Source organism: Dickeya undicola, from assembly GCF_000784735.1.
GTDB classification, from domain to species: Bacteria; Pseudomonadota; Gammaproteobacteria; order Enterobacterales; family Enterobacteriaceae; genus Dickeya; species Dickeya undicola.
The window spans coordinates 44390-70326 of record NZ_JSYG01000033.1 but is presented as its reverse complement, the minus strand read 5'-3'; the positions used below and the strand labels follow the sequence as shown (position 1 = coordinate 70326).

At 55.4% G+C, this 25937-nt stretch carries 25 protein-coding genes and 1 riboswitch; of the genes, 8 read left to right on the top strand and 17 right to left on the bottom strand.

What is annotated here, in order from left to right; genetic code table 11:
- Positions 1–3: 3 nt before the first annotated feature.
- On the bottom strand, positions 4–1221 hold the full coding sequence (locus tag OB87_RS15630; protein WP_033570338.1) for an efflux RND transporter periplasmic adaptor subunit: 1218 nt from the start codon (positions 1219–1221) through the stop codon (positions 4–6).
- A gap of 228 nt (positions 1222–1449) precedes the next feature.
- Between OB87_RS15630 and OB87_RS15625 the strand changes: the two genes are divergently transcribed.
- Together OB87_RS15625 and OB87_RS15620 are read left to right on the top strand one after the other, a co-directional pair.
- Complete coding sequence (locus OB87_RS15625; protein WP_033570375.1) at positions 1450–2130, top strand: response regulator transcription factor; 681 nt, start codon at positions 1450–1452, stop codon at positions 2128–2130.
- Between the two features lie 2 nt (positions 2131–2132).
- Positions 2133–3554, top strand: coding sequence for an ATP-binding protein (locus OB87_RS15620; RefSeq protein WP_033570337.1), 1422 nt, complete (start codon positions 2133–2135; stop codon positions 3552–3554).
- Positions 3555–3709: 155 nt separating this feature from the next.
- Here the strand turns inward: OB87_RS15620 and crr are convergent, their stop codons facing one another.
- The 5 genes from crr to cysZ all read right to left on the bottom strand — a co-directional run bounded on the left by crr (position 3710) and on the right by cysZ (position 8603).
- Complete coding sequence (crr, locus tag OB87_RS15615) at positions 3710–4219, bottom strand: PTS glucose transporter subunit IIA (RefSeq protein WP_033570336.1); 510 nt, start codon at positions 4217–4219, stop codon at positions 3710–3712.
- 41 nt (positions 4220–4260) lie between these two features.
- Positions 4261–5988, bottom strand: a complete 1728-nt coding sequence (gene ptsI, locus OB87_RS15610) for a phosphoenolpyruvate-protein phosphotransferase PtsI (RefSeq protein ID WP_033570335.1) — start codon at positions 5986–5988, stop codon at positions 4261–4263.
- 48 nt (positions 5989–6036) lie between these two features.
- On the bottom strand, positions 6037–6294 hold the full coding sequence (gene ptsH / locus OB87_RS15605; RefSeq protein ID WP_013316619.1) for a phosphocarrier protein Hpr: 258 nt from the start codon (positions 6292–6294) through the stop codon (positions 6037–6039).
- 408 nt (positions 6295–6702) lie between these two features.
- Complete coding sequence (gene cysK / locus OB87_RS15600; RefSeq protein ID WP_033570334.1) at positions 6703–7671, bottom strand: cysteine synthase A; 969 nt, start codon at positions 7669–7671, stop codon at positions 6703–6705.
- Between the two features lie 161 nt (positions 7672–7832).
- Positions 7833–8603 carry a sulfate transporter CysZ gene (cysZ, locus tag OB87_RS15595; protein ID WP_033570333.1) on the bottom strand — a complete coding sequence of 257 codons (771 nt, stop codon included), beginning with the start codon at positions 8601–8603 and terminating at the stop codon, positions 7833–7835.
- A gap of 222 nt (positions 8604–8825) precedes the next feature.
- On the opposite strand from cysZ, the gene zipA reads away from it, so the two are divergent.
- Both zipA and yjeH read left to right on the top strand, forming a co-directional pair.
- A complete protein-coding gene (gene zipA, locus OB87_RS15590; protein ID WP_033570332.1) occupies positions 8826–9785 on the top strand; it encodes a cell division protein ZipA in 960 nt (319 codons plus the stop codon).
- Positions 9786–10013: 228 nt separating this feature from the next.
- The gene (gene yjeH / locus OB87_RS15585; RefSeq protein ID WP_033570331.1) at positions 10014–11267 is read left to right on the top strand and encodes an L-methionine/branched-chain amino acid transporter; all 1254 of its coding nucleotides are present in this window, start codon (positions 10014–10016) and stop codon (positions 11265–11267) included.
- 39 nt (positions 11268–11306) lie between these two features.
- On the opposite strand, the gene ubiK is transcribed toward yjeH, so the two are convergent.
- A complete protein-coding gene (gene ubiK / locus OB87_RS15580; RefSeq protein WP_033570374.1) occupies positions 11307–11591 on the bottom strand; it encodes a ubiquinone biosynthesis accessory factor UbiK in 285 nt (94 codons plus the stop codon).
- Between the two features lie 158 nt (positions 11592–11749).
- A riboswitch (FMN riboswitch) is annotated at positions 11750–11911 on the top strand.
- 126 nt (positions 11912–12037) lie between these two features.
- On the opposite strand from ubiK, the gene ribB reads away from it, so the two are divergent.
- Positions 12038–12691, top strand: a complete 654-nt coding sequence (gene ribB, locus OB87_RS15575; RefSeq protein WP_033570330.1) for a 3,4-dihydroxy-2-butanone-4-phosphate synthase — start codon at positions 12038–12040, stop codon at positions 12689–12691.
- Between the two features lie 71 nt (positions 12692–12762).
- Here ribB and tehB read toward each other — a convergent pair whose 3' ends face one another.
- The 3 genes from tehB to OB87_RS15560 all read right to left on the bottom strand — a co-directional run bounded on the left by tehB (position 12763) and on the right by OB87_RS15560 (position 16752).
- Positions 12763–13635, bottom strand: a complete 873-nt coding sequence (gene tehB, locus OB87_RS15570) for an SAM-dependent methyltransferase TehB (protein WP_395857013.1) — start codon at positions 13633–13635, stop codon at positions 12763–12765.
- 185 nt (positions 13636–13820) lie between these two features.
- Positions 13821–15464: a class I fumarate hydratase FumA gene (gene fumA / locus OB87_RS15565; RefSeq protein ID WP_033570329.1), complete on the bottom strand. Its 1644-nt coding sequence runs from the start codon at positions 15462–15464 to the stop codon at positions 13821–13823.
- 421 nt (positions 15465–15885) lie between these two features.
- Positions 15886–16752 carry a LysR family transcriptional regulator gene (locus OB87_RS15560; protein ID WP_033570328.1) on the bottom strand — a complete coding sequence of 289 codons (867 nt, stop codon included), beginning with the start codon at positions 16750–16752 and terminating at the stop codon, positions 15886–15888.
- A 105-nt stretch (positions 16753–16857) separates the two neighbouring features.
- On the opposite strand from OB87_RS15560, the gene OB87_RS15555 reads away from it, so the two are divergent.
- Complete coding sequence (locus tag OB87_RS15555; RefSeq protein ID WP_033570327.1) at positions 16858–17322, top strand: multidrug/biocide efflux PACE transporter; 465 nt, start codon at positions 16858–16860, stop codon at positions 17320–17322.
- A 32-nt stretch (positions 17323–17354) separates the two neighbouring features.
- Here OB87_RS15555 and OB87_RS15550 read toward each other — a convergent pair whose 3' ends face one another.
- On the bottom strand, positions 17355–18029 hold the full coding sequence (locus OB87_RS15550) for a DNA-3-methyladenine glycosylase family protein (RefSeq protein ID WP_033570326.1): 675 nt from the start codon (positions 18027–18029) through the stop codon (positions 17355–17357).
- Positions 18030–18505: 476 nt separating this feature from the next.
- Between OB87_RS15550 and alkB the strand changes: the two genes are divergently transcribed.
- Positions 18506–19159, top strand: a complete 654-nt coding sequence (gene alkB / locus OB87_RS15545) for a DNA oxidative demethylase AlkB (protein ID WP_033570325.1) — start codon at positions 18506–18508, stop codon at positions 19157–19159.
- Between the two features lie 31 nt (positions 19160–19190).
- On the opposite strand, the gene OB87_RS15540 is transcribed toward alkB, so the two are convergent.
- The 5 genes from OB87_RS15540 to OB87_RS15520 all read right to left on the bottom strand — a co-directional run bounded on the left by OB87_RS15540 (position 19191) and on the right by OB87_RS15520 (position 24262).
- Positions 19191–20753, bottom strand: a complete 1563-nt coding sequence (locus OB87_RS15540; protein WP_033570324.1) for an FAD-dependent oxidoreductase — start codon at positions 20751–20753, stop codon at positions 19191–19193.
- A 72-nt stretch (positions 20754–20825) separates the two neighbouring features.
- On the bottom strand, positions 20826–21176 hold the full coding sequence (locus OB87_RS15535) for an FMN-binding protein (RefSeq protein WP_033570323.1): 351 nt from the start codon (positions 21174–21176) through the stop codon (positions 20826–20828).
- A 59-nt stretch (positions 21177–21235) separates the two neighbouring features.
- Positions 21236–22615 carry an MFS transporter gene (locus OB87_RS15530; protein ID WP_033570322.1) on the bottom strand — a complete coding sequence of 460 codons (1380 nt, stop codon included), beginning with the start codon at positions 22613–22615 and terminating at the stop codon, positions 21236–21238.
- Between the two features lie 2 nt (positions 22616–22617).
- Positions 22618–23574 carry a cytochrome c nitrite reductase subunit NrfD gene (gene nrfD / locus OB87_RS15525; protein ID WP_033570321.1) on the bottom strand — a complete coding sequence of 319 codons (957 nt, stop codon included), beginning with the start codon at positions 23572–23574 and terminating at the stop codon, positions 22618–22620.
- Complete coding sequence (locus tag OB87_RS15520; RefSeq protein ID WP_033570320.1) at positions 23567–24262, bottom strand: 4Fe-4S dicluster domain-containing protein; 696 nt, start codon at positions 24260–24262, stop codon at positions 23567–23569. The genes nrfD and OB87_RS15520 overlap by 8 nt, the downstream gene beginning before the upstream one ends.
- A gap of 355 nt (positions 24263–24617) precedes the next feature.
- Between OB87_RS15520 and OB87_RS20730 the strand changes: the two genes are divergently transcribed.
- Positions 24618–24836 (top strand): hypothetical protein, encoded by a 219-nt coding sequence (locus OB87_RS20730; protein ID WP_152605900.1) that lies wholly within the window; start codon positions 24618–24620, stop codon positions 24834–24836.
- Here OB87_RS20730 and OB87_RS15515 read toward each other — a convergent pair.
- Entirely contained in the window at positions 24821–25795 is a 975-nt protein-coding gene (locus OB87_RS15515; RefSeq protein ID WP_033570319.1) for an alpha/beta hydrolase, read from the bottom strand. The genes OB87_RS20730 and OB87_RS15515 overlap by 16 nt on opposite strands.
- Positions 25796–25937: the final 142 nt, after the last annotated feature.

Here is a 25937-nt window from a genome sequence, read left to right as displayed (position 1 = left end):
GGCTTAGAACCCCATCGGTGGCGGCGGCGGGGATGACGCACTGCTATTATCGCTTGCCATCTGCTGGCTGATCACCACGGCTTCGCCGGGCAATACGCCGGAAAGTAACTGGATATAGGCGTTGTCACTGATGCCGAGGGTGACTTCGCGCCACTCCGTTTGGCCTTGCGGCTGGACTACCTGAACAAACCGTTTCCCCTGACGTTCCATCAGTGCGCTGACTGGCACCACAATAGCGTGTTTCGCTTCTGACAACAGAATGTACACCTGTGCGGTCATGGAAATACGCAAGGTTTCGTCCGGGTTGTCGACATCAAACAGGCCGTTGTAGTAGATGGCGGAGCTGGAAGAACTGCTACTGGTGTTGTTGCTGGAGCTGCCGTTACCACTGGTGCTGCTGCTTTCGCTGCTGATGGATTCCGGTGCCGGTTCGATGGCGCGCAGTACCGCCTGATAGCGCTTATTGGGGTTACCCAGAATGGTAAACCACACCGGCATTCCTGTCCTGACGTTGATAACGTCTGCTTCCGAGATTTTGGCTTCGACCGTCATGGTATCGAGGTTGGCGACCTTGGCGATCGTCGGTGCGCTCTGCACCGCGTTGACGGTTTGCCCCTGTTCTACCGGCAGTGCCACCACGGTGCCGTTCATTGGCGAGACGATCTTGGTATAACCCAGATTGACCTGCGCGGTGTTAACGGCGATTTTCGCCCGCACAATCTGGGCATCCAGCGCGTCGATATCGGCTTGCGTGGCGTCCAGGGTGGCTTTAGCACCGTCGTAATCCGCCCGCACACCGACACCTTTTTGCAGCAGATTTTGCTGACGTTGCCAACTGAGCTGGTTATTACGCAGTGTGGCTTGTCTGGAGGCGCGCTGCGCCAGAATGTTGTCCAAGGCCGCCTTGCTATCTCGCAGCACGTTTTGCTGGGTTAAGTCGTCGATTTCGGCCAGCAACTGACCCTGTTTCACCTTATCACCCAGCGAAACATGCAATGCTTTGATTTGCCCGGAAACCTGCGCACCGACGCTCACCAGTTTGCGCGCGTTGACGGTCCCGTCGGCCAGCACAGTTTGTTGCAGATCGCGGACATCCGCCGTGGCCGTAATATAATTCGGCGGGGGCGCTGGACGGGACAAGCGAAAGACGATGAACAGGGCAATGACGGCAAGGCCGACTAAAAGCCACCAAAAGCGACGGAAGCTGGGGTGGAATCTCATCAAAACAAAAGCATCCTTGGCTAAGTAAAACGCCGAAACGAAGAACAGAAACAGGGCTCGCGGCGTGTCCCTGAATCAGGGATCACGGGCTGCGTATAATTTACCCGTCATCCCGCTTCGAATGCGTTATGTTTTGAACAGTGAAAGGTAAGGATTCCGTAAATGGTGCTGCGCAGATTGCAACCAGCCCTGACAATAGGAGCAGTAACAATGTATGGGAATGAAAGTATGAAAATTTTACTGGTAGACGATGACGCTGAACTGGGACACATGCTGTGTGAATACCTTACGGCGGAAGGGTTCAGCACTTCACAGGTGATGACTGGCAAGGAAGGCGTGGAAGGTGCCATGTCCGATCAGTACACCGCGATGATTTTGGACATCATGCTGCCGGATATGAGCGGAATTGACGTACTGCGGCACGTGCGTCGCAACCGCTCGATTCCCATCATTATGTTGACGGCCAAGGGCGATAACATTGATCGCGTGATCGGGCTGGAAATGGGGGCGGATGATTATGTACCGAAGCCCTGCTATCCGCGTGAGTTGGTGGCGCGTTTGCGTGCAGTGCTGCGCCGTTATGAAGATAAGACCGAAAAAAGTGAGGACACCGGGACGGTGAACTATGGTGATCTGGCAATCTGTCCATCCACCCGCAGTAGCGAGTGGCGTGGCAAGGCGTTTGATCTCACCGCTTCGGAGTTCAATCTGTTGGAACTGCTGATGCGTTCGTCCGAGCGGGTGGTGACCAAGGATGAGCTGTCGGAGAAATGCCTGGGACGCCGCCGGGAAGCCTATGACCGCAGCGTGGATGTACACATTAGTAATATTCGTCAGAAACTGGCGGCGCTGGATGGCTGTAACCTGACCATCGAGACAGTGCGCAGTGTCGGATACCGGATCCGTTAATCATGCATGGAAGGCTGTTCTGGAAGATCCTGCTCGGTTTGTGGCTGACGTTTTTCGTCATTTCACAACTGCTGTGGGTTGGCTTCTCGTTTTACGGCGGGCGCAACGAGCCGCCGGAAGTTCGTCTGGGAAGACATACCATGTCGTTGCAAATGGCGCTGGCAACGCAGGCGTTGCGTCAGGGGGGCATGGCTGAACTGGGGCGCACACTGGCTGACTGGCCGAAGAGCGAACGTGGTTACATCAATGTCTCGATTATCGGCGACAACGACGATATGGCCGGGATAGGCGATGGTGAGCCACTACCAGAAATGGGAATGCTGGGTGAGCCGCCAGGTTTACCGGGGCCGGGGTTCGGGCCGGGACCCATACCTGGGCCGGGCGGATTGCCGGAACGGCCGGACGCCGCATCGGTACAGGTGGTGGACGGCCCTGATGGGCAACGCTACCGGGTGAGCTTCAATACGGCTCGCTGGCGACAGGATTTGATGCCGGAGAACGGCCCGGTGCCGATACCGTTTTTCCTGCATTTACCACCGCCGATGATCTGGATTGGTGCATTGGGTGGGTTGCTGTTCAGCAGTATGCTGGCGTGGAACCTGGCGCGTCCGCTGAGTCGGTTGCGAGCCAGTTTCGAGCGTGTCGCGCAGGGCGACCTGTCGGTACGGCTTTATCCGTCGATGCGTCGCCGCCATGATGAGATTGGCGATGTGGCGCGTGACTTTGATGCGATGGTTGGCCGCCTGTCGGTGCTGGTGGGCGCACGCGAACAACTGCTGCACGATGTCTCTCACGAATTGCGATCGCCGCTGGCTCGCTTGCAACTGGCGATCGGGTTGGCACGTCAGAACCCCGACAACGTGGAAAATGCCTTGCAGCGCATTGAGCGTGAAGCGGAACGCATGGATAAGATGATCGGCGAGGTGCTGACGCTATCCCGCGCGGAAAACAACGCGGTTAACACTGAAGAGTATTTTGACCTGCTCGGGCTGGTGAATGCGGTGGTCAATGATGCGCGTTACGAAGCGCAGGTGCCCGGTGTGGATATCACGCTCAACATGGGTGATTACGATGATTACACCGTCAAAGGCTCGGCGGAGCTGATGCGGCACGCCTTGGATAACATCATTCGCAATGCGTTGCGTTTTTCGTCTCGTGGGCAGCAGGTGCAGGTGACGCTAGTGCGGGATGAGAAAGAGTGGTGTGTTGGTGTGGCCGATCGCGGGCCGGGCGTGGAAGAAAGCAAGCTTTCCAGCATTTTCGATCCGTTCATGCGTATTGATTCGCCGCAGTCGGGCAAGGGGTACGGGTTGGGGCTGGCTATCGCCCGCAAGGCGGTAGTGGCGCACGGCGGCCGTATTGAAGCGGAAAACCGGGAACTGGGCGGGTTACAAATCCGTATTTGCCTTCCTCGCTGGCAATAGTTTTATTGGAATGGTTTTATTGGAATAGCGATTCTGCTTGAATCGGTTTCACGTGGTTGCCAACGTGGTATCAGGGCAGATTATACGGCGCAAAGAAACCAATGAAATAAAAACGGCACCTGATGAAGGTGCCGTTTTTCAGGACGGTAAATCGCTTATTTCTTAATGCGAATAACCGGGGTTTCCCCAACGACAACAGTACCGGTTAGTTTGGTCAGCTCTTTGATCTCGTCCATATTGGAGATCACGACCGGGGTCAGGGTAGACTTGGCTTTCTCTTCCAGCAATGACAGATCAAACTCGATCACTACATCGCCTTTCTTGACGCGCTGCCCTTCTTCCGCGATACGTTTAAAGCCTTCGCCTTTCAGTTCAACGGTATCAATACCAAAGTGAACGAAGAGCTCGATGCCATTGTCTGATTCGATGGAAAAAGCATGGTTGGTTTCGAAGATTTTACCAATGGTGCCGTCCACCGGCGCAACCATTTTGTTACCGCTAGGTTTGATAGCGATGCCATCGCCGACGATTTTCTCTGCGAACACCACATCAGGTACGTCTTCGATGTTGACGATTTCACCGGATAACGGGGCAATGATTTCGATGCTGCCGGTTTCTTTCTTGTCATCAGAAACCAGAGATTTCAGTTTATCGAACAAACCCATGATTTTCTCCTAAGCATTAATATTGGGTCAGCACAGCGGTATCAGCAAAGCGTCTTTTCTTTAATGAACCGGCTTACCAGACTGCTTAACTCTTCTGCTGTCGGCTGGGCTAATGCCTGCTCCGCCAGCGCTTTCGCATCTTCGTAGTTGGCATTGCGAATAATTTTCTTGATGCGAGGAATCGAGATGGCACTCATGCTGAACTCATCCAGACCCATCCCCAGCAGCAGTAGTGTAGCACGCTCGTCGCCAGCGAGTTCACCGCACATGCCTGTCCACTTGCCTTCGGCATGTGAAGCGTCGATTACCTGCTTGATCAGGGTCAACACGGCCGGAGACATTGGGTTATAGAGATGAGAAATCAGCTCGTTCCCACGATCTACCGCCAGAGTATACTGGGTTAAGTCATTTGTCCCAATACTAAAGAAGTCAACTTCCTTCGCCAGATGGTGGGCGATGGCCGCCGCGGCCGGGGTTTCTACCATTACGCCGACTTCAATGGTTTCGTCGAACACTTTGCCTTCCGCACGCAACTGGCTTTTGAGCATCTCCAGTTCGGCTTTCAGCGTGCGCACTTCTTCTACCGAGATGATCATCGGGAACATGATGCGCAATTTGCCAAACGCGGACGCACGCAGAATAGCGCGCAGCTGCGAATGCAGAATTTCTTTGCGATCAAGACAGATACGAATCGCACGCCAGCCAAGGAACGGGTTCTCTTCCTTCGGCAGGTCCATGTACGGCAGGTCTTTGTCGCCGCCGATGTCCATGGTACGCACGATCACTGCTTGAGCACCCATCGCTTCCGCGACGGCTTTATAAGCCTGGAACTGCTCTTCTTCGGTCGGCAGGGCATCGCGGTCCATGAACAGGAATTCGGTGCGATACAGGCCCACGCCTTCTGCGCCGTTACGCTCAGCACCAGCGATATCGCGCACGGTGCCAATGTTGGCGCACACTTCCACTTCATGACCGTCCAGCGAGATGGCCGGCAGATCTTTCAGTTTGGCGAGTTCGTATTTTTCAGTGTTGTACTGTTCCTGAACCGCCTTGAGCTGGTCAATGGTGGCTTGATCAGGATTTTGGTAAATCTTGTTGTTTACCCCGTCCAGAATGATGAAATCACCGTTCTTGATTTTCAGGGTGGCATCGGTGGTGCCTACGATGGCTGGCAGCTCCAGAGAGCGCGCCATGATCGATGTATGGGACGTCCGTCCGCCGATATCGGTAATGAAACCCAGCACCTTGTTCAGGTTCAGCTGCGCGGTTTCGGACGGGGTCAGATCCTTGGCAATCAGAATCACTTCGTCCTGGATGTCGCCCAGGTCGACGATGTGCAGGCCCAGAATGTTTTTCAGCAGGCGCTTGCCGATGTCGCGCATGTCTGCGGCGCGTTCTTTCAGGTATTCGTCATCCAGTTCTTCCAGCGCTTTCGCCTGTGTCTCGATGACGGAAAACGCCGCCGCGTCCGCGGACGCGTGGTCGTCTTTAATCAGGGAAATGATTTCCTGCTCGAACTCCTCATCTTCCAGCAGCATGATATGCCCCTCGAAGATGGCTTCTTTCTCTGGCCCCAGCGTTTCAGCTGCTTTTTGCTTGATAGCTTCCAGCTGCTTTGAGGCTTTGGCGCGACCGCTCAGGAAGAGTTCGATTTCCTGATCGACCTGGTCTGCAGAGATTTTTTTCCGGTTGACGACAATCTCGTCATCTTTCAGTAGCAGCGCCTTACCAAAAGCAATACCCGGTGATACTAATATGCCTGAAATCATAACCCTACCTTACTTGATTCTGATGTTCACTAAAGAGAGCGGGCCGTTTTACTCAAGCTCAGCCATCAGTTTAACCAGATGTTCAACCGCTTGCTGCTCGTCTTCACCTTCGGCGGAAATAGTGACTACAGTACCCTGAGTCAGACCGAGGGTTTGCAGTTTGAACAGGCTTTTGGCGCTGGCGCTTTTGCCGTTGGAGGTAACGGTGATTTCGGAGGTGAATCCTTTAGCTTCTTTTACGAACTGTGCGGCGGGACGAGTGTGCAGGCCATTCGGTGCGGTAATCGTTACTTCTTGCTGGAACATTCTGTTTTCCCCAACTTGTTGGATTAGGTTCATGTTGTGGAACTAAAGTTTAGTGTATGTACTGAACTTTAGCCTGTTTGGTTGCCCTGAATGGGTCAGGACAGGCCGGGATGCGCGGTTGAGGAAAACGGTGTGCGCTTACCCCTGGTTAACGTCGACATGCCCCGTGCTGTTGATCCCGCGATGATGAAGCGTCCGGCCGTGCTGCTTCATGTCACTGGAATGATATCCGTATGTGGGGGGCTCGACGGATATTAATTTCACGCATCAAAATAATTGTTCGGTTAAATACTAAACCTGACCCTGAAAAGCAATGTGTAAGTAACAGAAAGTTTGAACTCGGCCACAAAAAAGCACCCTTCAGGGTGCTTTTTTAACTTTTAAATTACATATGCGACAAGCCAAAACTTACTGCTGCAGTTCCTGTTCGGTGAACAGATCAGCAAACAATGCCGTGCTGAGGTAACGTTCGCCAGAAGAAGGCAGGATCACCACGATGGTTTTGTTGGCGAATTCCTCTTCCTTCAGCAGGTTCAGGGCGGCGGCTACCGCTGCACCCGAAGAAATGCCAGCCAGAATGCCTTCTTCTTCCATCAGACGGCGGGCGGTGTGGATAGCGTCTTCGTTGGTAACGCGCTCAACGCGATCGACCAGTTTCAGGTCCAGGTTGGCGGGAATGAAACCGGCACCGATCCCCTGAATCTTGTGCGGGCCGGGTTTGATTTCTTCGCCAGCCAGCGCCTGGGTGATGACCGGTGAGTCGGTTGGCTCAACGGCAACAGAGGTGATGGCTTTACCCTTGGTGTTTTTGATGTAACGGCTAACGCCGGTCAGCGTGCCACCGGTGCCCACACCGGCAATAAAAACATCGACTTCGCCGTCGGTGTCTTCCCAGATTTCCGGGCCGGTGGTTTTCTCGTGAATTTCCGGGTTGGCCGGGTTACTGAACTGCTGCAGCAGCAGGTAATGCTGTGGGTCACTGGCCACGATCTCTTCGGCTTTGGCGATCGCGCCCTTCATGCCTTTGGCACCTTCGGTCAGCACCAGATTGGCACCCAGCGCTTTGAGCAGTTTACGGCGCTCAAGGCTCATGGTTTCCGGCATGGTCAATGTTAGTTTGTAGCCACGCGCGGCTGCCACATAGGCCAGTGCGATACCGGTATTACCACTGGTCGGCTCTACGAGTTCAACACCGGGTTTCAGCACGCCACGTTTTTCGGCATCCCAAATCAGGTTGGCACCGATACGGCATTTCACGCTGAAGCTCGGGTTACGTGACTCCACCTTAGCCAGAATACGCCCATTGCCGATGCGATTCAGACGAACCAGCGGCGTATGGCCGATAGTGAAAGAATTGTCTTCGTAGATCTTACTCATAGCCCGTCCTTAATAGCTGTATGAAATTTTTGCGAACCTTAAAGAGAATACTCATTCGGGACAGCCAGTGAAGTAAAGAATCGCTATATCGATATGTTCTGAGGAAATATATTTTCCTCAATATCCAGTTATAGAACATCGTAGCGTAGTCGGCTTTCCGTTCAGTTTCGGTGCAGCGTGTTAGACAGATGGCGGTAACGATCTACCCATAAGGCTGTCGCGCCGCAAACGGCCACCGGCATGATCAGCAGATTTAGCAACGGCACCATGGTACACAGGCTGATCAACGCACCAAACTGTAAATTAGCCAGTTTGTTCTGCCGTAGTGCCTGGCGCATGGCTAAAAAACCGACTTTGTGGTTGTCGAACGGGTAGTCGCAGTACTGGATTGCGAGCATCCAGGCACCAAACAGGAACCACACCACCGGAATGACCGTCTGGCCAATGCCTGGTACGAAATACAGCAACAGCAACACCAGTACTCGCGGTAAATAATAGGCCAGTTTTTGAATTTCGCGCCGCATGATGCGGGGGACGTCTTTGGCGATATCGAGGATGCCACTGGCCGGTAACGGCTGGCCGGTCAGACGGGCTTCCAGCTGTTCCGCTAGCAGGCCGTTGAACGGCGCGGCAATCAGGTTAGTGATGGTGCTGAAGAAATAGCTGAACACCAGCAGCACGGAGAGGGTCACCAGCGGCCAGAGCAGGTAGCTCAGCCACTGAAGCCCGTCCGGTACATGGGTCATCAATTGAGGTATCCAGGTGCCGAGCTGGCGGAACAGCCACCAGAAGGCACCGCCCATCAGCAGGATATTAACCAGCATGGGAAGAATGACAAAACGGCGGATGCCAGGCAGTGAAAGAAGTTGCCAGCCTTTGAGAAAGTAATGCAGGCCGCTGTGTTTGGGATCAAGGTGTTGCGTATAAGACATGGTGCTGTTCTCACCCTATGATGTGCAGGTTACGGCATCATATCGGGATGATTTTCAGCTGGCTAGTTGCGATTTGCATGAAAAAACGGCAAAAAAATGCCCGCTGTTGATCTTTATTATCATAAACTGGTGCCCAGACTTGCACTTGGGTACACAGGCAAATACAGTTAGAGGTATGTGTATTTGCCGTAGTGGCAACGTATTGGAATAACTGGGATAGCAATGATGCAGGACCTGCGTCTGATCTTGATTGTTGTTGGCGCGATCGCAATTATAGCACTGTTACTGCATGGTCTTTGGACAAGCCGTAAGGAGCGCTCGTCCCTTTTCCGCGATCGTCCGGTAAAACGTTTGAAGCCAAAGCGTGATGACGCCCCGTTGGAAGAGCTTGACGAAGGGGTCGGTGAGGTGCGGGTAACGCATTCTCGCGGTCAGCAGAATCCTTCGCATGGCAACTATGCGCCTTCGGGCGAGCGTTCAGCGCCGTCCTTCGGGCAGGAGCCTGCGGGCTATGATCCCTTGCTGGATGACGTTGAGCCGCAAGCGCCTCTGCGTCCCCCCGTTCAGCCTGCCGCGCCGCGTGCAGAGCCTCAGCCCGTTCCCCCGTATCAGCAATCGCAGCCGATCTCTGAACCGACGTCGCGTATGGTCGACGAGACTGAGTCAGCAACGTATGCACGGCAACCTGAACCGGCAGTGTCTGAGGCACCGGTGGTCGCACAATCTGCGCAGCATGAACCTGAACCTCAGCAGGAAGCGGTGCTGGTGTTGCATGTAGCGGCTCATCAGGGTGGCGTGATCGGCGGTGAATTGTTGCTGCAAAGCGTGTTGCAGTCCGGTTTCCAGTTCGGCGAAATGAACATTTTCCACCGTCACGTCAATCCGGCGGGGAGTGGTCCAGTGCTGTTCAGCCTGGCTAACATGGTCAAACCCGGCTCTTTCAATGTGGAAGCGATGTCCGAGTTCACTACGCCGGGCGTGTCGATTTTCATGATGGTGCCGTCTTACGGCGATGCCAGCCAGAATTTCAAGCTGATGCTGCAGTCGGCTCAGCGTATCGCTGATGATGTCGGCGGTGTGGTGCTGGATGACGAACGCCGTCTGGTGACACCACAGAAAGTGGAAGCCTATAAAGCCCGTATCCGAGCAGTACTCAAGGCTAATGATATTCAAGGCCAATAGCACTCGGAACGAATCGCACTTGAAATAAACAGCCCCCAGGGCTAATAACGGCGAGTGTGTTGTTAATTCTTATAGTGTTCAAAAGCCTCCGTCCGCGGAGGCTTTTACTTTTATTGTGATTCTACTTTTGTTGTGATTTTACTATCCCCGTGATCGTCCTGGCGGCGTTCACATTCAGTATTTCGGTGCAAGGTGAGAGGCGCGCCGACTGGCGACAAGGTGTAAACAGTGGACGGCAGCAATACATTAAAACAGGAGTTGGGGCTGGTGCAGGGCATCGGGTTGTTGTCGACCTCATTGCTGGGGACCGGCGTATTTGCCGTGCCCGCGCTGGTGTCGGAGCAAGCGAGGGGCGATAGCCTGTGGGCCTGGCCGTTGCTGATTGCGCTGGTATTTCCGATTGCCATCGCTTTTGCGTCGCTGGGGCGACACTTTCCGAATGCGGGTGGTGCGGCGCATTTTGTTCGGTTGGCGTTTGGCCCGAAGCTGGCGAGGGTCACCGGCTGGTTGTTCTTGTCTGTTATCCCGGTCGGTTTGCCTGCGGCAATGCAAATTGCGGCCGGTTTTTGGCAGGCGGCTTTTGGCCTCCATGCTGGCGGCCTGCTGTTGGTGCAGTTGCTGACGCTGGCTGTGATTTGGCTGCTGGGAATGCGCAGTGCCGGTTCCAGCGCTACGGTACAGACGCTGATTGCGCTGCTGGTGGTGTTGCTGGTGGCAGCGATCTGGTGGCAGGGCCGGATTGAACCCTCCCAGATTCCGTGGCCTGCGTTGGCGGATATCAACGGCGCGAAGATGCTGGATGCGCTGGCGGTGATGTTCTGGTGCTTCGTCGGGCTGGAGGCTTTTGCCCATCTGGCGACGGAGTTCAAATCGCCCGAGCGGGATTTTCCCCGCGCGTTATTGATCGGTATGTTGCTGGCTGGTGCCGTTTATTGGGGTTGTACCGTCGCAGTACTGCATTTCGGGGCTTATGGCCCTCATCAGGCGGCTACTGCTTCTTTGCCCGGTATTGTGGTGCGTTTATTCGGTGATCATGCATTATGGCTGGCCTGCATTGTGGGTTACCTCGCCTGTTTTGCCAGCGTGAATATCTATACTCAGGGCTTTGCCCGGCTGGTGTGGTCACAGGCACCAGAAGAGAGCCGTCTGGCGCAGTTATCGGCGTCGCGCACGCCAGTGAATGCGTTGTCACTGGTGGTGGCTTGTTGCCTGATCTGCTGTCTGATCATTTACTGGTTGAACCTGCCGCTGTCCGAACTGATTGTTTACGCCAACGGTATTTTCATTTTGATTTATCTGCTGTGTATGCTGGCGGGGTGGCGTCTGCTACGTGGGCGTTCTCGTGTAATGGCGATCATCGGTAGCATACTGTGCGCCGCGCTGTTGCTGACGCTCGGCTGGAAGTCGTTGTATGCATTGGGGATGCTGGCGGTGTTATGGCTGATACTGCCTGCCAGACGTGAAATGGTGACGGCAGACTGACAACAGACAGGGCGATGAGCCCTGTCGTGCTGACGAGCATTATTGCGGGTCGGCTGGCGGCTGTTGTGCTGGTTCGTTGCCTGCGGCTTTTGCTTCCAGCGCGCTCAGTCGCTGTTCCAGCAGTGCCAGCTTCTCGCGAGTGCGCAGCAATACCTGGGTCTGCACATCAAACTCTTCGCGGCTAACCAAATCCAGCTTGCCCAGCTGTGATTGCAATATTTGACGGATTTTCTTCTCTACATCCTCGCCAAATTCACGGATGCCTTTCGGCATGGATTCCTGTACCTGACGGGCGATCTGCTCTAATTTTTTCGGGTCAATCATGACGCTTTCCTGAACGGTTTGACGAATGGCGATATGACTCAAGTGTAATGCCTGACTGACGCGGTATAAACAAAAAGTGATTTTCATACGATGAATTTTGCGATCCATAAGCGGGGTTAGAGATTGCCCGTCCTTCTGGTTAGCGCTATAGTAACCCTGCTTATTCTCAGGGCGGGGCGTAATTCCCCACCGGCGGTAAACCAGTTTGCGCTATCAAGCCAGCTGGAAGCCCGCGAGCGCTCAGACAAGATCGTTTGAGGTCAGCAGATCCGGTGCAATTCCGGGGCCGACGGTAATAGTCCGGATGGGAGAGAGTAACGGTTTCTGACAGGTTTGCGCCTGCACGCGTTATTTTTGCGTTTTTGCTGCTGTTTCTCAGTGCAAAGACGACTCCTCAAGTTCGCCCTGATTCTGGTAATCCATATTAATAATGAGGTTTTTTTACCATGAATCAGACTTTACTTTCAGAATTTGGTACTCCCGCTGAACGTGTTGAACGTGCGCTGGATGCGTTGCGTCACGGCCGTGGCGTGATGGTGTTGGACGATGAAGACCGGGAAAATGAAGGTGACATGATTTTCCCGGCCGAAACCATGACCGTTGAGCAGATGGCGCTGACCATTCGTCACGGCAGTGGCATCGTGTGTCTGTGCCTCACCGAAGAGCGCCGTCAAAAGCTGGAACTGCCGATGATGGTGGAACACAACTCCAGCCATTATCAGACCGCGTTCACCGTCACGATTGAAGCCGCCGAAGGCGTTACCACAGGTGTGTCCGCCTCGGATCGCCTGACCACGGTGCGTGCGGCGATTGCCGATGATGCTCGCCCGAGCGACCTCAACCGCCCTGGTCATGTGTTCCCGCTGCGTGCGCAGCCGGGCGGCGTGCTGGCGCGCGGTGGTCATACCGAAGCCACGGTGGATTTGATGCGTCTGTCGGGGTTCAAACCGTTCGGCGTGCTGTGCGAACTGACCAATGACGATGGCTCTATGGCCCGCGCCCCGGAAGTGATCGCATTTGCGAAGCAGCACGATATGCCAGTACTGACCATCGAGGATTTGGTGGCTTACCGTCAGGCGGCTGAGCGTAAAGCCAGCTGATTATCAGCGCGCCGTTGACGCTTGTTCCTTCAGGGCCGGTTTTCCGGCCCTGATGCTTTCAGGTGTCAGGTTCAGGCGGGTTTCCGTGCCAGCAGTGTGGCAAAACGCAGTTTGATGCGGTTGCCGTTGGCGTCGGTTTTGTGCAGTTCTCCCACATCCTCGTTGTATTTCACGATGTCCCAGTCACGGTAATAGTCGTGCAACTCGTTGTGCCCGAAGGTGAATGAGAACGGCATCGGGCAGGGGAAATCGTCGGTGGACATGGCGGCGACGATCAGGTTATAGCCTCCGGCGACGGTGTGCTCCTGCATATTGCTGATGATCGCCGGGATGCGAGCTCGCTCCAGAAACATGAACACCACTGTCGACAGGATGAAATCGTACTGGTGACGGATATCGGCCTGATTGATGTCGTGGACGAACGCCTCAATCCGGCTGAGCGGCTCATCGGCGATGATGCTATTGAGCTTATCAATGCTCATGACGTTCTTGTCGCAGGCGGCGACGTCAAACCCTTTCAGGTTCAGATAGAGCGCGTTGCGCCCGCCGCCACAGCCCAGATCCAGCGCGTTTCCCGGCTGCACATAACGCACCGCGTTGATCACTTCCGAGTGGGTGCGCGTCAGTGCATATTTTTTGTGGTAATAGTCTTCTGCCGTGCAGTAAAACCCCAACTGGCATTCCAGATCGTCTGAACACGAGACGATGCGATGCCAGCACTGTGGTTCAATGTAGGGTGGTTGCTGTTGTGGCGAGAAGTGGAAGCGTTCTTTGGTGTCGCCCTGCTCTGTCAGCAGGTCGAAAGTCAGCTCGCCTTTTAAAATATGTAGCTTTGCCCAGGTGCCTTCTTTGGTGTTGTGTTTTTCCTGAAATGCCGCTGGCAGCGTGCTGCTGTTCCATACCGGCATGTGTTGATAGCAGATTAAATCTTGTATTTCGCGCATAGTTGCCTCGCTGACGCTGAATCTGGCGCTATTTTATGGTGGGCAGCTAAGGATAGCTATAAGTTGCATTAAAAATACATCAAATAATGATTGGAATAGAAGCGTGGTGCGGATAACCGCGATAGGCATTGAGAGCGTACAAACTAAAGGGCGGCAAGCGCCGCCCTTGGATCAATAATGACAGCTTAGCCGCAGCGGGTGCATTTCTGCGACTGGATCACCTGGAAGAAATCGTTACCCTTGTCATCCACCAGAATGAAGGCTGGGAAGTCTTCCACTTCGATTTTCCAGATAGCTTCCATACCCAGTTCCGGGTATTCCACACACTCCAGACTCTTGATGCTGTTTTGCGCCAGAATGGCGGCCGGACCACCGATACTGCCGAGGTAGAAACCGCCGTGTTTATGACAGGCATCGGTCACCTGCTGGCTGCGGTTGCCTTTGGCCAGCATGATCATGCTACCGCCGTGGGATTGCAGCAGATCAACGTAGGAGTCCATACGGCCAGCAGTGGTGGGGCCGAGCGAACCAGAGGCATAACCTTCTGGCGTTTTGGCCGGTCCGGCGTAATAGATCGGGTGATCTTTCACGTATTGCGGCAGTTCGCCGCCGTTGTCCAACAGCTCTTTCAGCTTGGCGTGCGCAATGTCACGCGCCACGATGATGGTGCCGTTGAGCGACAGGCGGGTGGACACCGGGTACTGCGACAGCGTCTTGAGAATGTCGGCCATTGGGCGATTCAGGTCGATGCGCACCACTTCGCCTTCACCAGCCTGACGCAAGTGTTCCGGAATGTATTTGCCGGGGTTGGTTTCCAGCTGTTCCAGCCAGATGCCCTGACGGTTGATCTTGGCTTTGATGTTACGGTCTGCTGAACAGGATACCCCCATGCCGACCGGGCAGGAGGCACCATGACGCGGCAGGCGAATTACGCGCACATCGTGGGCAAAATATTTGCCGCCGAACTGTGCACCCAATCCCAGGTTACGGGCTTCTTCCAGCAATTCCTGTTCCAGCACCACATCGCGGAACGCCTGGCCGTGTTCGTTGCCTTCGGTCGGCAGTTCGTCGTAATAGCGAGTAGAGGCCAGTTTGACGGTTTTCAGGTTGGTTTCCGCCGATGTGCCGCCGATGACGAAGGCAATGTGATACGGCGGGCAGGCCGCTGTACCCAACGTGCGCATTTTTTCTACCAGGTAGTTTTTCAGTTTACCCGGCGACAGCAACGCTTTGGTTTCCTGGTACAGATAGGTCTTGTTGGCGGAACCGCCACCTTTGGTGACGAACAGGAATTTGTACTCGTCGCCTTCGGTGCTGTAGAGGTCGATCTGTGCCGGTAGGTTAGTGCCGGTATTGACCTCTTTGTACATGTCCAGCGCGGCGTTTTGGGAGTAACGCAGGTTGTCTTCGATAAAGGTGTTGTACACCCCGTGTGACAGCGCTTCGGCGTCGTTGCCGCCGGTCCAGACGCGCTGGCCTTTCTTGCCGACGATAATGGCGGTGCCGGTATCCTGACAGGTTGGCAGAATGCCTTTGGCGGCGATTTCGGAGTTGCGCAGGAATTGCAACGCAACATAACGGTCGTTTTCGCTGGCTTGTGGGTCAAGCAGGATATCGGCGACCTGTTGCTGGTGGGAGGGGCGCAGCAGGAAAGAGGCATCGTGGAATGCCTGCTGAGCCAACAGCGTCAGCCCTTGTGGGTCGACTTTGAGAATATCCTGGCCTTCAAACTGGCTAACGGAAACAAAATCGCTGCTGATTAAGCGATATTCAGTTTTATCCTTCGCTAATGGAAACGGATCTTGGTAATAGAACGGTTTATTCGACATTTTCTTCTCACTTGCAGCCGCATAATTGAGTGATTCATTGGGTCTTATTTTCCGTCTAGGGCTTTTGCGCCGGTCTTATTGTTGTGTCAATCGCTTCGGGCACGACGACAAAAGCAATAAACGTAGGGTGATATTCCTTAACTTGCGCCAGTACCGCGCCCCTTGAGGGATACCGCCTCACATACTATGGCTTTATGGCTGGGAGTACTACGCCAACAAGTCACATTATTTTTATCTCCGTCATGTTTTCGTCGAAAATATATCCCTGACAGAAACATAGCGTAGATGTCGGTAAAAATGCCCTGTGTGTGCCATATTAATTCATTTATTTAAATTAATTAAGTGCACCTAAATAGCCATTAAATTAATAAGGTTTATTGGTCGCCAATTAAATTGGGCCTCAGACCTTGATAGCGAATATTCACTCACGTTGTTCCAGCAGGGTATCAATTAGCCACAAACCCGCCGGGCCAGGAGGGGAAGGCCGGGACCAGGCGATATCCACCTCAATTTTCCGGGGCCAGCCGGGTAGCGCCAGTTCCACCAGCCGGTTGTGCGCGTACTCGTTCACCAGCCAGCGCGGCAGGATGCTCCAGCCAAACCCCTGCTCGGCCATTTCCAGCAGCATCAGGTACGACGGCGTAGACCAGGTAGTGCCTTCTGACTGCGGTCGTTCCCGCTGGCTATAGGTGTAAAGGCACAACTGGCGCGCGGTGGCGAGCTGTTCTGGCGTTACCGACACGTGCTGCGCCAGCGGGTGGTTGTGGGCCGCGTAGATCGCCATTTCGGTTTTCACCTGTAGCCGGGATACCGCAATATCGGTGGGGTAATGCGCTTGCGCTTGCAACACCCCGACATGGGCGCGTTGTGACTGTAGCAAGTCGATGACGTCTTCGTCCTCTGCAATCAGACACTCGAACTCCACATCAGGAAAACGCTCGGCAAAACGTTGTAATACCGGGTAGTAGTAACGGCACTGCCAGGTGTCCGACAGCACAAAGGTCAGCCGCGGCTCCACCTTGTCCGCCAGTCGAATAGCCAGCTCGTCCAGTGCCTCGCTGGCGGACAAAATCGCTTTGACGTGGCTGAGCACTTTGCGTCCTTCATCGGTCAGCACCGGCTGATGGCCGCGCCTGTCGAACAGTGTCAGCCCCAGGTCTGCTTCCAGGTTCGCCACCGCTGTACTGACGGTGGACTGGCTTTTTTGCAGATGACGGGCCGCCGCAGAGAACGAACCGGTATTGACAGCGGCGATAAACGCCAGCAGGGATTCGGGAGAATAACGCATTGCCACCTCTATCTATTTTATTGATGGAAACTAACTTAACACTATTTGATATTTCGATGAGAATGGCAACCCGCAATCGCCGTCATGTTGGCTGAAGGAGAAACCATGCAACAGCAAGTCCAGCGCAACGCGTGCCATGGGCAAAAAACACTTCGTGAGCGGATGGCTCATGCCATCGGTTTCGAAGTCATGGCGTTACTGATTTGTGCCCCGATAGGGGCCTGGGTGCTTGGGCGTTCCATTATGCAGGTCGGCGCGCTGTCGATAATGCTGTCTAGCGTGGCAATGGTCTGGAACGTGGTGTACAACAGCCTGTTTGATCGCCTGTGGCCGAGCAGCCGGGTCAGACGCGGCCTGTGGGTGCGCATAGGGCACGCGCTGGGCTTCGAAGGTGGCTTTATCCTGATTGGCTTGCCGCTGGCCGCGTGGATGCTGGATATCACCTTGTGGCAGGCGCTAATGGTGGAGATTGGCTTCTTCCTGTTCTTCCTGCCGTATACCGTGGCCTACAACTGGTTGTACGACCTGCTGCGCGAGCGGCTAGTGACCACCGCCGTACAAGGACGCTAGCCGCACGATTCAGTGAGTAAAACGGGCGTTCGTTATAGGCGCAGTGACGCCCGGTATTCGGCGTAATCCGGCATATGAGGAATACGCCATAGATACCAGGCAGCCAGCGTGCGGTAAGGACGACAGGGTTCACTCATCTCCAGCATCGCTTTGCGTGTTGGGTCTTGTGGCAGGCGATACAGATAACGAAACCCCTGTTTGATGCCGAGATCGTCCACCGGCATAATGTCCATCCGCTCCAGCGTGGAGATCAGCAGCATTTCCACCGTCCAGCGGCCGATGCCTTTCAGCGTACACAATCGTTCGATCAAGGTATCGTCATCCAGATGCTCCGCCTCTTTCCGGCCTGGCACCAGCCCGTTCAGCACCCCCTGGGCAATGCCTTTGACCGTATCGATTTTGCGGGCAGAAAAGCCGCATTGGCGCAAGACCTCCGGTTCGCATGTCGACAGTTGCTGGGCGGAGGGAAAACCCTCTTCACCGACCTCAAAGCGCAACTGCAATTTACCGATGATGGCCGCGGCGGCGCGATTGCTGAGTTGTTGGCTGGCGACGGCCCGGATCAATGCCTCATAAGGTTCGCGCGCCGGGCGGCTTTCAAAACGAATATGCCCAACACCTTCGATTAGCCGCGCCCAGTGCGCATCAATAGCGGCAAGATGAGCGAGAGCCTGCGGCTCGTCAAGCGGGAGCAGTGATGGGGGCATCCGGTGGCATCCTTATTTTTGAGGCTGTTGACAAACAGCCGTGTTGTTTTGTCACAGGCGAATTTGTGCCAGAACAGTGGAAAGTTTCGTGCGTGGTAACGTCCGCTGTTCCTTTGCAACATTATCGCACGCCCGACAAGGAGAGGTTCAACGCCACCTCTCCTTGACCACTGGCTGATGGCTAAACTGTGCCGCTGCGCGGTACCTTCGGCGTTCGCCTTCGCTGTTCGGGCCGCCCGTGACGTGCTCCCGGCACGGCACGGACTTTCGCGACGTCCTGTCGCTCACCCGGCGAAGTCGCCCACCTCAGCACAGTTTTTGACGCCGTAAAAACCTATTGCCTGTAAATAAAAAGGTTTTTCAGCAATATGTTTTGTTCTATTCCGGGAAATTATCGTGTCGTGTAAAACAACGCGGGCAAGCTGTTCATTGACCGCGTACACTCGATAATACTGGTTATTTAGACAGAGGTTTGCATGAATTTTGAACTGTTTGCCGATGAGCCGCCGGAACGCCGGAATGAAACGCTGGCACCGGGCGCGATGCTGCTGCGCGGTTTCGCCTGGCAACAGGCCGGAGCATTGCTGGCCGCGCTGGAACAGGTGACCCAGCCGTCGCCGTTTCGTCACATGGTGACGCCGGGCGGGCATACCATGTCGGTGGCGATGAGTAACTGCGGGCCGCTGGGCTGGGTGAGCGACGAACGAGGGTATCGCTACAGCGCGCAGGATCCGCTGACCGGTCGGCCGTGGCCTGCTATGCCCGCCTGTTTCTTATCGTTATCTCAGGCGGCGGCGCACGAGGCGGGCTATGATGGTTTCGCGCCCGATGCTTGCCTGATTAACCGCTACTCCGTCGGCGCTAAACTGTCGTTGCATCAGGACAAAGACGAGCAGGACTTGCGCCAGCCGATTGTTTCCGTTTCGCTGGGGTTAAGCGCGGTGTTTCTGTTTGGTGGGGAAAAGCGCAGCGACCCGTGTCAGCGTCTGGCGCTGATGCATGGCGATGTGGTGGTGTGGGGCGGTCCTTCACGGCTGTATTACCATACTATTTTACCGCTCAGGAATGGACCCTTGCCGACGGGAATGTCGGATGAGGTTCGCTTCAATCTCACCTTTCGCAAAGTGTGAAAGTCCCCCACGCCGTGGGGGACGAAAGGCATTACTTTTTAGTGAAGTGGAGATACGCGAGGGCGTTTTCTGCCGCCATGCGACCTGAGTTGAGCGCAAAGCCGAAGGTGCCGCCGCCCAGCAGCAGGTCGTAGGTGTCGCCGTACATACCCGCCGCATCGTTACCAGTGACATACAGCCCCGGCACGGCATTGCCTGCTGGCGATACCGCTTCCATCTTCTCGTTGATCTTCACACCGCCCAGCGTGCCGAGTGCGGCTGGCAGCATTTTCACCGCGTAGAACGGACCGGTCTTCATCGGGCGCAGGTAATCCATATTCTTGTTGAACACCTCGTCCCGTTTCTGTGCGGCGAAGCGGTTGTTGTCGTCAACGGTGTGTTTCAACACGCTGGCGTCGACGCCCATCTGTTTCGCCAGTTCGTCCAGCGTATTAGCCTTGAATACATAGCCGCGGTTTTTCTGGCTCTCTTTGGTGAACTCGTCATCGAATTTCACCAGCTTGGTGTTGGCGATCACCCATTCGCCGATCGGCACGTCGATGCCGTCGTTGACGAAGTGTTTGCGGGCGTCTTCATCAAACACCGAATACATCACGCCACCGGCTTTCGCTAGTGCATTACCGGCATGAGGCCAGATGATGACGATGGATTCGTCAGTGAAACGGCGGCCGTGTTGATCCACCCACAGATACGGCTGACGGGCGGCGGCCAGTAACTGGGAGTTAGGCGCATAGTCCGGCAGGCCAGGACGGTAGGACTGCACTACGCCCATCCCTTCTTCTTTGGCTCCGGCTTTCCATGCCATTTTGATGCCATCGCCATCTTTGCCGATATTGCCCACCATGATGGTGTCCGGCACCGCCACGTACTTTTGCAACATCTCTTTGTTGTTGGCGTAGCCGCCGGTGGCGATGATTACTGCTTTGGCGTCGATCTGGAACGGTTTGCCGTCGCTGCCTTCGGCGATCACCCCGGCGACTTTGCCGTCCTTCATCACCAGCTCTTTACCGGCGGTTTTCACCAGCGTGGTGACCGGCATGGTTTTGAACTGTTCATGGAAGGTTTTGATCAGGTGGCGACCGTGGCCGGGGCCGTCGATCACGTGCCAGGTCAACATCCCGCCTGGCCCGCCGGGGCCGATGTATTCAAACTTGATACCTTTGGATTTGACCCACTCGATGGTGTCGGCAGAGCGGTTGACGAAAGCGCGCACCACAAACGGGTTCGCCATCCAGTGGCTGTATTCCATGATGGTTTTGAACGCCATGTCCGGCGTGACCACGATGCCCTGACGTTTCTGCATGGTGCTGTTGGCGGCGAAAATCCCTTCAGCAAAGTTGCCGGTGCCGCCGACCACCCCCTGTTTTTCCAGCAATACGACGCTGGCACCTTTCTCTGCTGCCGCCATGGTGGCGGCGGTGCCAGCCGCTCCCGCGCCGATGATCACCACGTCAGCGCTTTTGGGGAGTGCCGCCGGTTTGGCCGGTTCTGCACTGGCGGCGGGTTGTGGTGCCGCCTGCTCCGCATTGGCGGCGGTCATCCCCAGCATCGACAGGCACAGGGCGGCAAGGATTGTTCTTCGGTATTGAGCCATCTTGTTTTCCTTTTTATTTATCGTTTTCACGAAATAACACACGGCAGGCCGGGCAGCGCCGACAGCCATGAATCAGTGCAGACGGGCTTTTTCGTAAGCTTCTTGTGCCGCGTCATGCACGGCACCGCTGGTCATGGTGGCACCGGAAACGCCATCGACATTGATGGTCTTTTTGTCGGTCATGGTTTTCGCCAGTTCCTGAGCGGCTTCACCGCCCACTTCCGGCGTTTCCGACGGGGCGTCGATGCTGGCCTTGTTGACCGTGCCGTTCGCATCCACCTCCAGAGTGACGGTGACATCGCCGCCGATGCCCTGCTTAGCGGCGGAATAAGTCCCGGCCTTGAATTGATCACTTTGCGCCACGGCGGCGGTGCTGGCGGCACAAAGCAGGCTGATGAGTAATGTGATTGAACGTCTCTTCATACGTGATTTCACTCTGTTAATTAACGACATGTTGATGAATAAAAAACCGAGCCGCCTGTTCAGGGGGACGGCGACAGCAATACGTTCCCGTCCTCATGGCCGAGATGACGAAACAGTAGACAGCTCAGGGCCAGGCCAACCCCGAGCAGCACGAGCAGCAGGCTAAACGGGCTGATGTGTAGCCACGGCGACAGGCGCGAGAGCGCCCGCAGCGCCGGAAAGGTCAGTGCCATGCTTAGCATCACCGCCAGCAGTTGGCTCAGCAGCAGGATGTTGTTGCCGCTGTTACAGGTATCGTTTTCCAGATGGCAGCAGGCGAGCGTGCTTTCCGCCGAGTGCAGCAGCGCGGTTAGTACGCCGAGCAAGCCGGACAGCACGCCGATGCACGACAGCGATTGGTGCTGGATGGCGGCACCGAGCGCCAGCACCGCGATGGCCGCCAGCAACGTGGCGGCGATCAGCAACTGGCGATAACCCGCACGACGCACCAGCGGTTCAAACAGCAGCTTGGCGAGCAGGGCACCGGTGGAAAACAGCAGCATGATGATTCCAGCCATCGCGGGTGGCAGGCCAAGCGTGGTCTGGGTCACCAGCGAAATCAGCACTGGTATTGACGCCAGCAGCAGCCGGGTCAGTACGCCACCCCACACGCCGACATAAAAGGTACGAATGCCGAACAGCGAGGTAGGCAGTAGCGCTTCGCGTGCATGACGATCACCGTGCAGGTACAACCAGCCACAGCCGCCGCCCGCCAGCGCAAGCAGCGTCAGCACCGGTAACGGCAGCAGATTTTTGGGGGCGGTGACCAGCAGCAAGGCAAACAACGACAGCGCGGCGGTCAGCAGTAGCAGGCTACGTAGCGGAATACGGCGTGACGACGGCGTGACGCCATCCGCAATGGCGTATCCGGTCAGCCACAGGCACAACAGCGACAGCGGGATCGGCGCGAGGAAAATGGCGCGCCAGCCGAAGACATCGGTCAGCAGGCTGCCCGCCAGTGGGCCGGTCAGGGTGCCAAGCAGGCCGAGCAGTGTCATGCGGTTAAGAAAGGGCAGTTTTTGTTCGGGAGCCGTCGTACGTAGCACCTGAGTGCGGAGCACCGGCAGCAACAGTGCCCCGCCGATGCCTTGCAGGCAGCGCCAGACCGCCAGTGCAGCGCCTGACGTGGCCTGGCTGCACAACAGTGAACCTGCGATAAATATCAACAATGCCAACTGGCAGGTGCGCCGTTCTCCCAGCCGCTGGCTTAGCCAGCTGTTGATCGGGGTGAACGCCACCACGGCGATGAGGTAAGCCATCACGACCGGCTCCATGCGCAGTACCGGCTGGTGCAACGTGCGCGCTATCGCCGGAATGGCGACATACAGCATGGTGGTATCCAGCGATTGCATGAAGAACGCCACTGATGCCAGCCAGAACAGCGCACGTGAGCCGGTCATGATCAGGCTACCGTCATCTGTCCGGCGTACAGCACGAACAGTCGCAGTAAAAATACACCGAGCAGACTCAGTGTGGCGGTGGTCAATGTCAGTCGGCCGCCAGCATGACGCCACGCGGGTATGGCACCCGCGGCCATCGGCACGAGAATACCGGCTCCCAGAATCCCCAGCCAGAACACCGCGCCCCAGAAGCCGCTCAACGCCGCCTGTGCCGCGACGGTTTTCTGCCCGCCACCCAACAGCAGGCCGATGAAAAAGGCGAACAGCAAACACAGTTCGATGATCGCCACCGGTTTTTCCAACTGGTGCAAAAAGTGCAGCGTTTGCGGGCAGGCATCGCGCCAGCGCGATGATGACGCCACCAGCAGCATCACGGCGATGCCGGAAGTCACGCCGGATACCAGAAACAGCACCGGCAGCAGCGGGTTGTTCAACAGCGGGAACGACTTCAGCGCCGAGAGCAGAAAGCCGGTATAACAGCCCAGTAGCAGCGCCAACGCCAGCAGCAGATTCTCCAGCAGGCGGATACGGCGCACGAGGGCGTTCAGCAGGCTGGCGAACGTCTGATTCAGGCGAGCGGACAGACGGTTTTCACACCAGCCCAGCAATGGCTGGCGATACAGCGCGAGCAGCCACAGCAGCATCACCAGCAAATACACCTGAAACAGCATGACACCCAGCGACATGATGGACGTCGGGTTGTAGAACAGCAGCAGATACCAGAAGGTCAGCGGCCGGGCCAGATGGAAAATCAGAATCAGCAATCCCAGCATGACCGACAGCGGTGCTACGATAGCGGTGGCGACGACCAGCGGGTTGGCGTGATGATATTCCTGCGGCACATAGCGGCGAAACAACAGGGTGAGCGTCATCATCCCGGATGAGATCCCCACCAGCAGCAGGTACACCGCAATTGGCCAGTCCCACACCAGCGAGTGAAAGTGAAAAGCGTTATGCATGGTCGCTCTCTCCGTATTTACCGGGGATGCGGTAGAGGTTGGGGCCGGTGCCCAGGTAGACTTTGCTGCGGTAGATCGGATTGTTTTTGATCATTTTCGAGATCTCGCTATCCGGATCGTTGAGATCGCCGAACACCAGCGCTTTGGTCGGGCAGATCTCGACGCAGGCCGGTCTTTTGCCTGCTGCCAGATTGGTTTCCCGGCAGAAGTTGCACTTATCTGCGGTGTGAGTCTGTGGGTTGATGAAGCGCACGTGGTACGGGCAGGCGGCGATACAGTAGCGGCAGCCGACGCAACGCTTGTCGTTGACATCAACAATGCCGGTCAGCGCGTCCTTGAACGACGCGCCGGTCGGGCAGACCGATACACAGGGCGGGTTATCGCAGTGCTGGCAAGACTGGCGGAAGAACTGTTTGATCGGTTTACTGCTGTCGGTGGCGGGGATATCGACGGTTTGCAGAATATCCAGCCGGGTGACGCCCTCCGGCACCTGATTGGTTTTGCGGCAGGCGGTCATGCAGGCTTTGCAGCCGATACAGCGTAGCTCGTTATGCAGGATACCGTATTTGACGGGGCGCGGGCCGGAGGGCGTTGCCGTTTCCTGCGCGACCGCGGGCAACCCGCTGCCGGAAACAGCCAGCGCGCTACCCATAATGGCAATAAAACGGCGTCGGGTGTAATTTTCCATAAAATAACCTTTCAGAGGTAGATATTAGGTCTGGCGCAACCGATATCTGCTCAGCAATAAATCAATTTTTTATTTTCTTACTCATCGGTATTCAGTGAGCGTGATAAATAACGACAAAGCCCGTGTGTCGGGAAATAAAATCTGTTGGCGTGAATAATTGGAACATGCGTATCTGGCGGGATATGTGGCGCGCTTCACATTTAATTTTTTGTATATTCGGATAAAAATAATTGCAAAATACGATAACTGGCGTAGTAGTGTTATTATTGTCTCGTTTTCACCCTTGTTGTTATTTAATTGTGTCATGTTGTTATTTTATTGTCTTTTTTGATTTGCGTGAGGAAAGCCTATTTTGGTGGAAATAAATGAAAATGATGTGGCGCAAGAATTAACGTTCGAGATGATTTATTTTCGAGGGAATATAAAAAATAAGAAAATAAAAACGCCTCCTGCGAGGCGTTTCAGATGGCTGGAAAATTCTTTAAATGTAATACGAAGGTTTTTCCCAGCGTTAAAAACTGTGCCTGGCAGTCTGTTAACCGCCATGACCATCAGCCATTATGGCTTCAAGTGACGATCCAGGAACGCGATCACTTTCTGCATGATCTCGGGCTGTAACCAGTAAACGCCGCCATGCTCAGCGCCTTTCACCACATAGTAGGTGCTGTCGATACCGTGAGCTATCAGCGCCCGGTGTAGAATTTCGGTCTGACGCGGTGAAACCAGTGTATCGGCGCTGCCGTGCATGATCAAAAACGGCGGGGTATGCTGGCCGATGTAGGTGATGGGGTTGGCAGCGGCGGTTTTCTCCGGGAAACGGGTAATCGGGCCGCCCTCATTGAACACCGAGGTGCCGTTGACCCAGATAGCCTCGGTGGAAGACGGCGAGGCGTGTTTCTGCACTACGTCGTCCGGGAAACCTTCACCGACGCGGGTCAGGTCCGACAGGCCGTAGAAATCGATCACCGCCTGCACCTGGCTGCTCTGGTCGAGGTGCTCGCCGCGGTCAAACTGCTTGTTGCCGTTGGTGGTGCCAGCAAACGCGGCCAGATAACCACCAGCGGAAGCGCCGAATACCGCCACGTGCGAGGCATCGATGCCAAATTTATTCGCGTTGGCGCGCAGATAGCGAATGGCGGATTTGACGTCTTCCAGTGGGGCTGGGAACAGCACGGTTGGTGCTACGCGGTACTCCATACTGGCGACCACGTAACCGGCTTCCGCCAGTTTCAGCCGCTGCTGGATGTAGCTGTCTTTATTGGCGTTGATGAAGCCGCCACCGGTGATGAACAGTACGGCGGGCTGCGGTGATTTCGCTTCCGGCTGTAGGATGTCCATTTTCAAGGCCACATTGGCATAACCACGCATCGGCTCCTGGGAGTAAACCACGTCGGAAATCAGTTTAACCACCGGTTGGCGGGGTGTCAGGGTTAATTCATGTATGTTGTCTGCGGCCATGGCGTTTGTCAGCTGAGCGGCTCCGGTAAGTGTCACTGCGGACAACAATAGCATTTTCAATGGGAGGGTACGCATGGAATATTCCTTAGGATTATTATGTAACTGATGCTTGTCCTATCAATACAGGAAGGAAAAAAATCAGAAGGCAGGCTATCACGACTGGGATTAATGCAAGTGTGCTTAATCTCACATTAGTATTTTCGTAATTTAATATAAT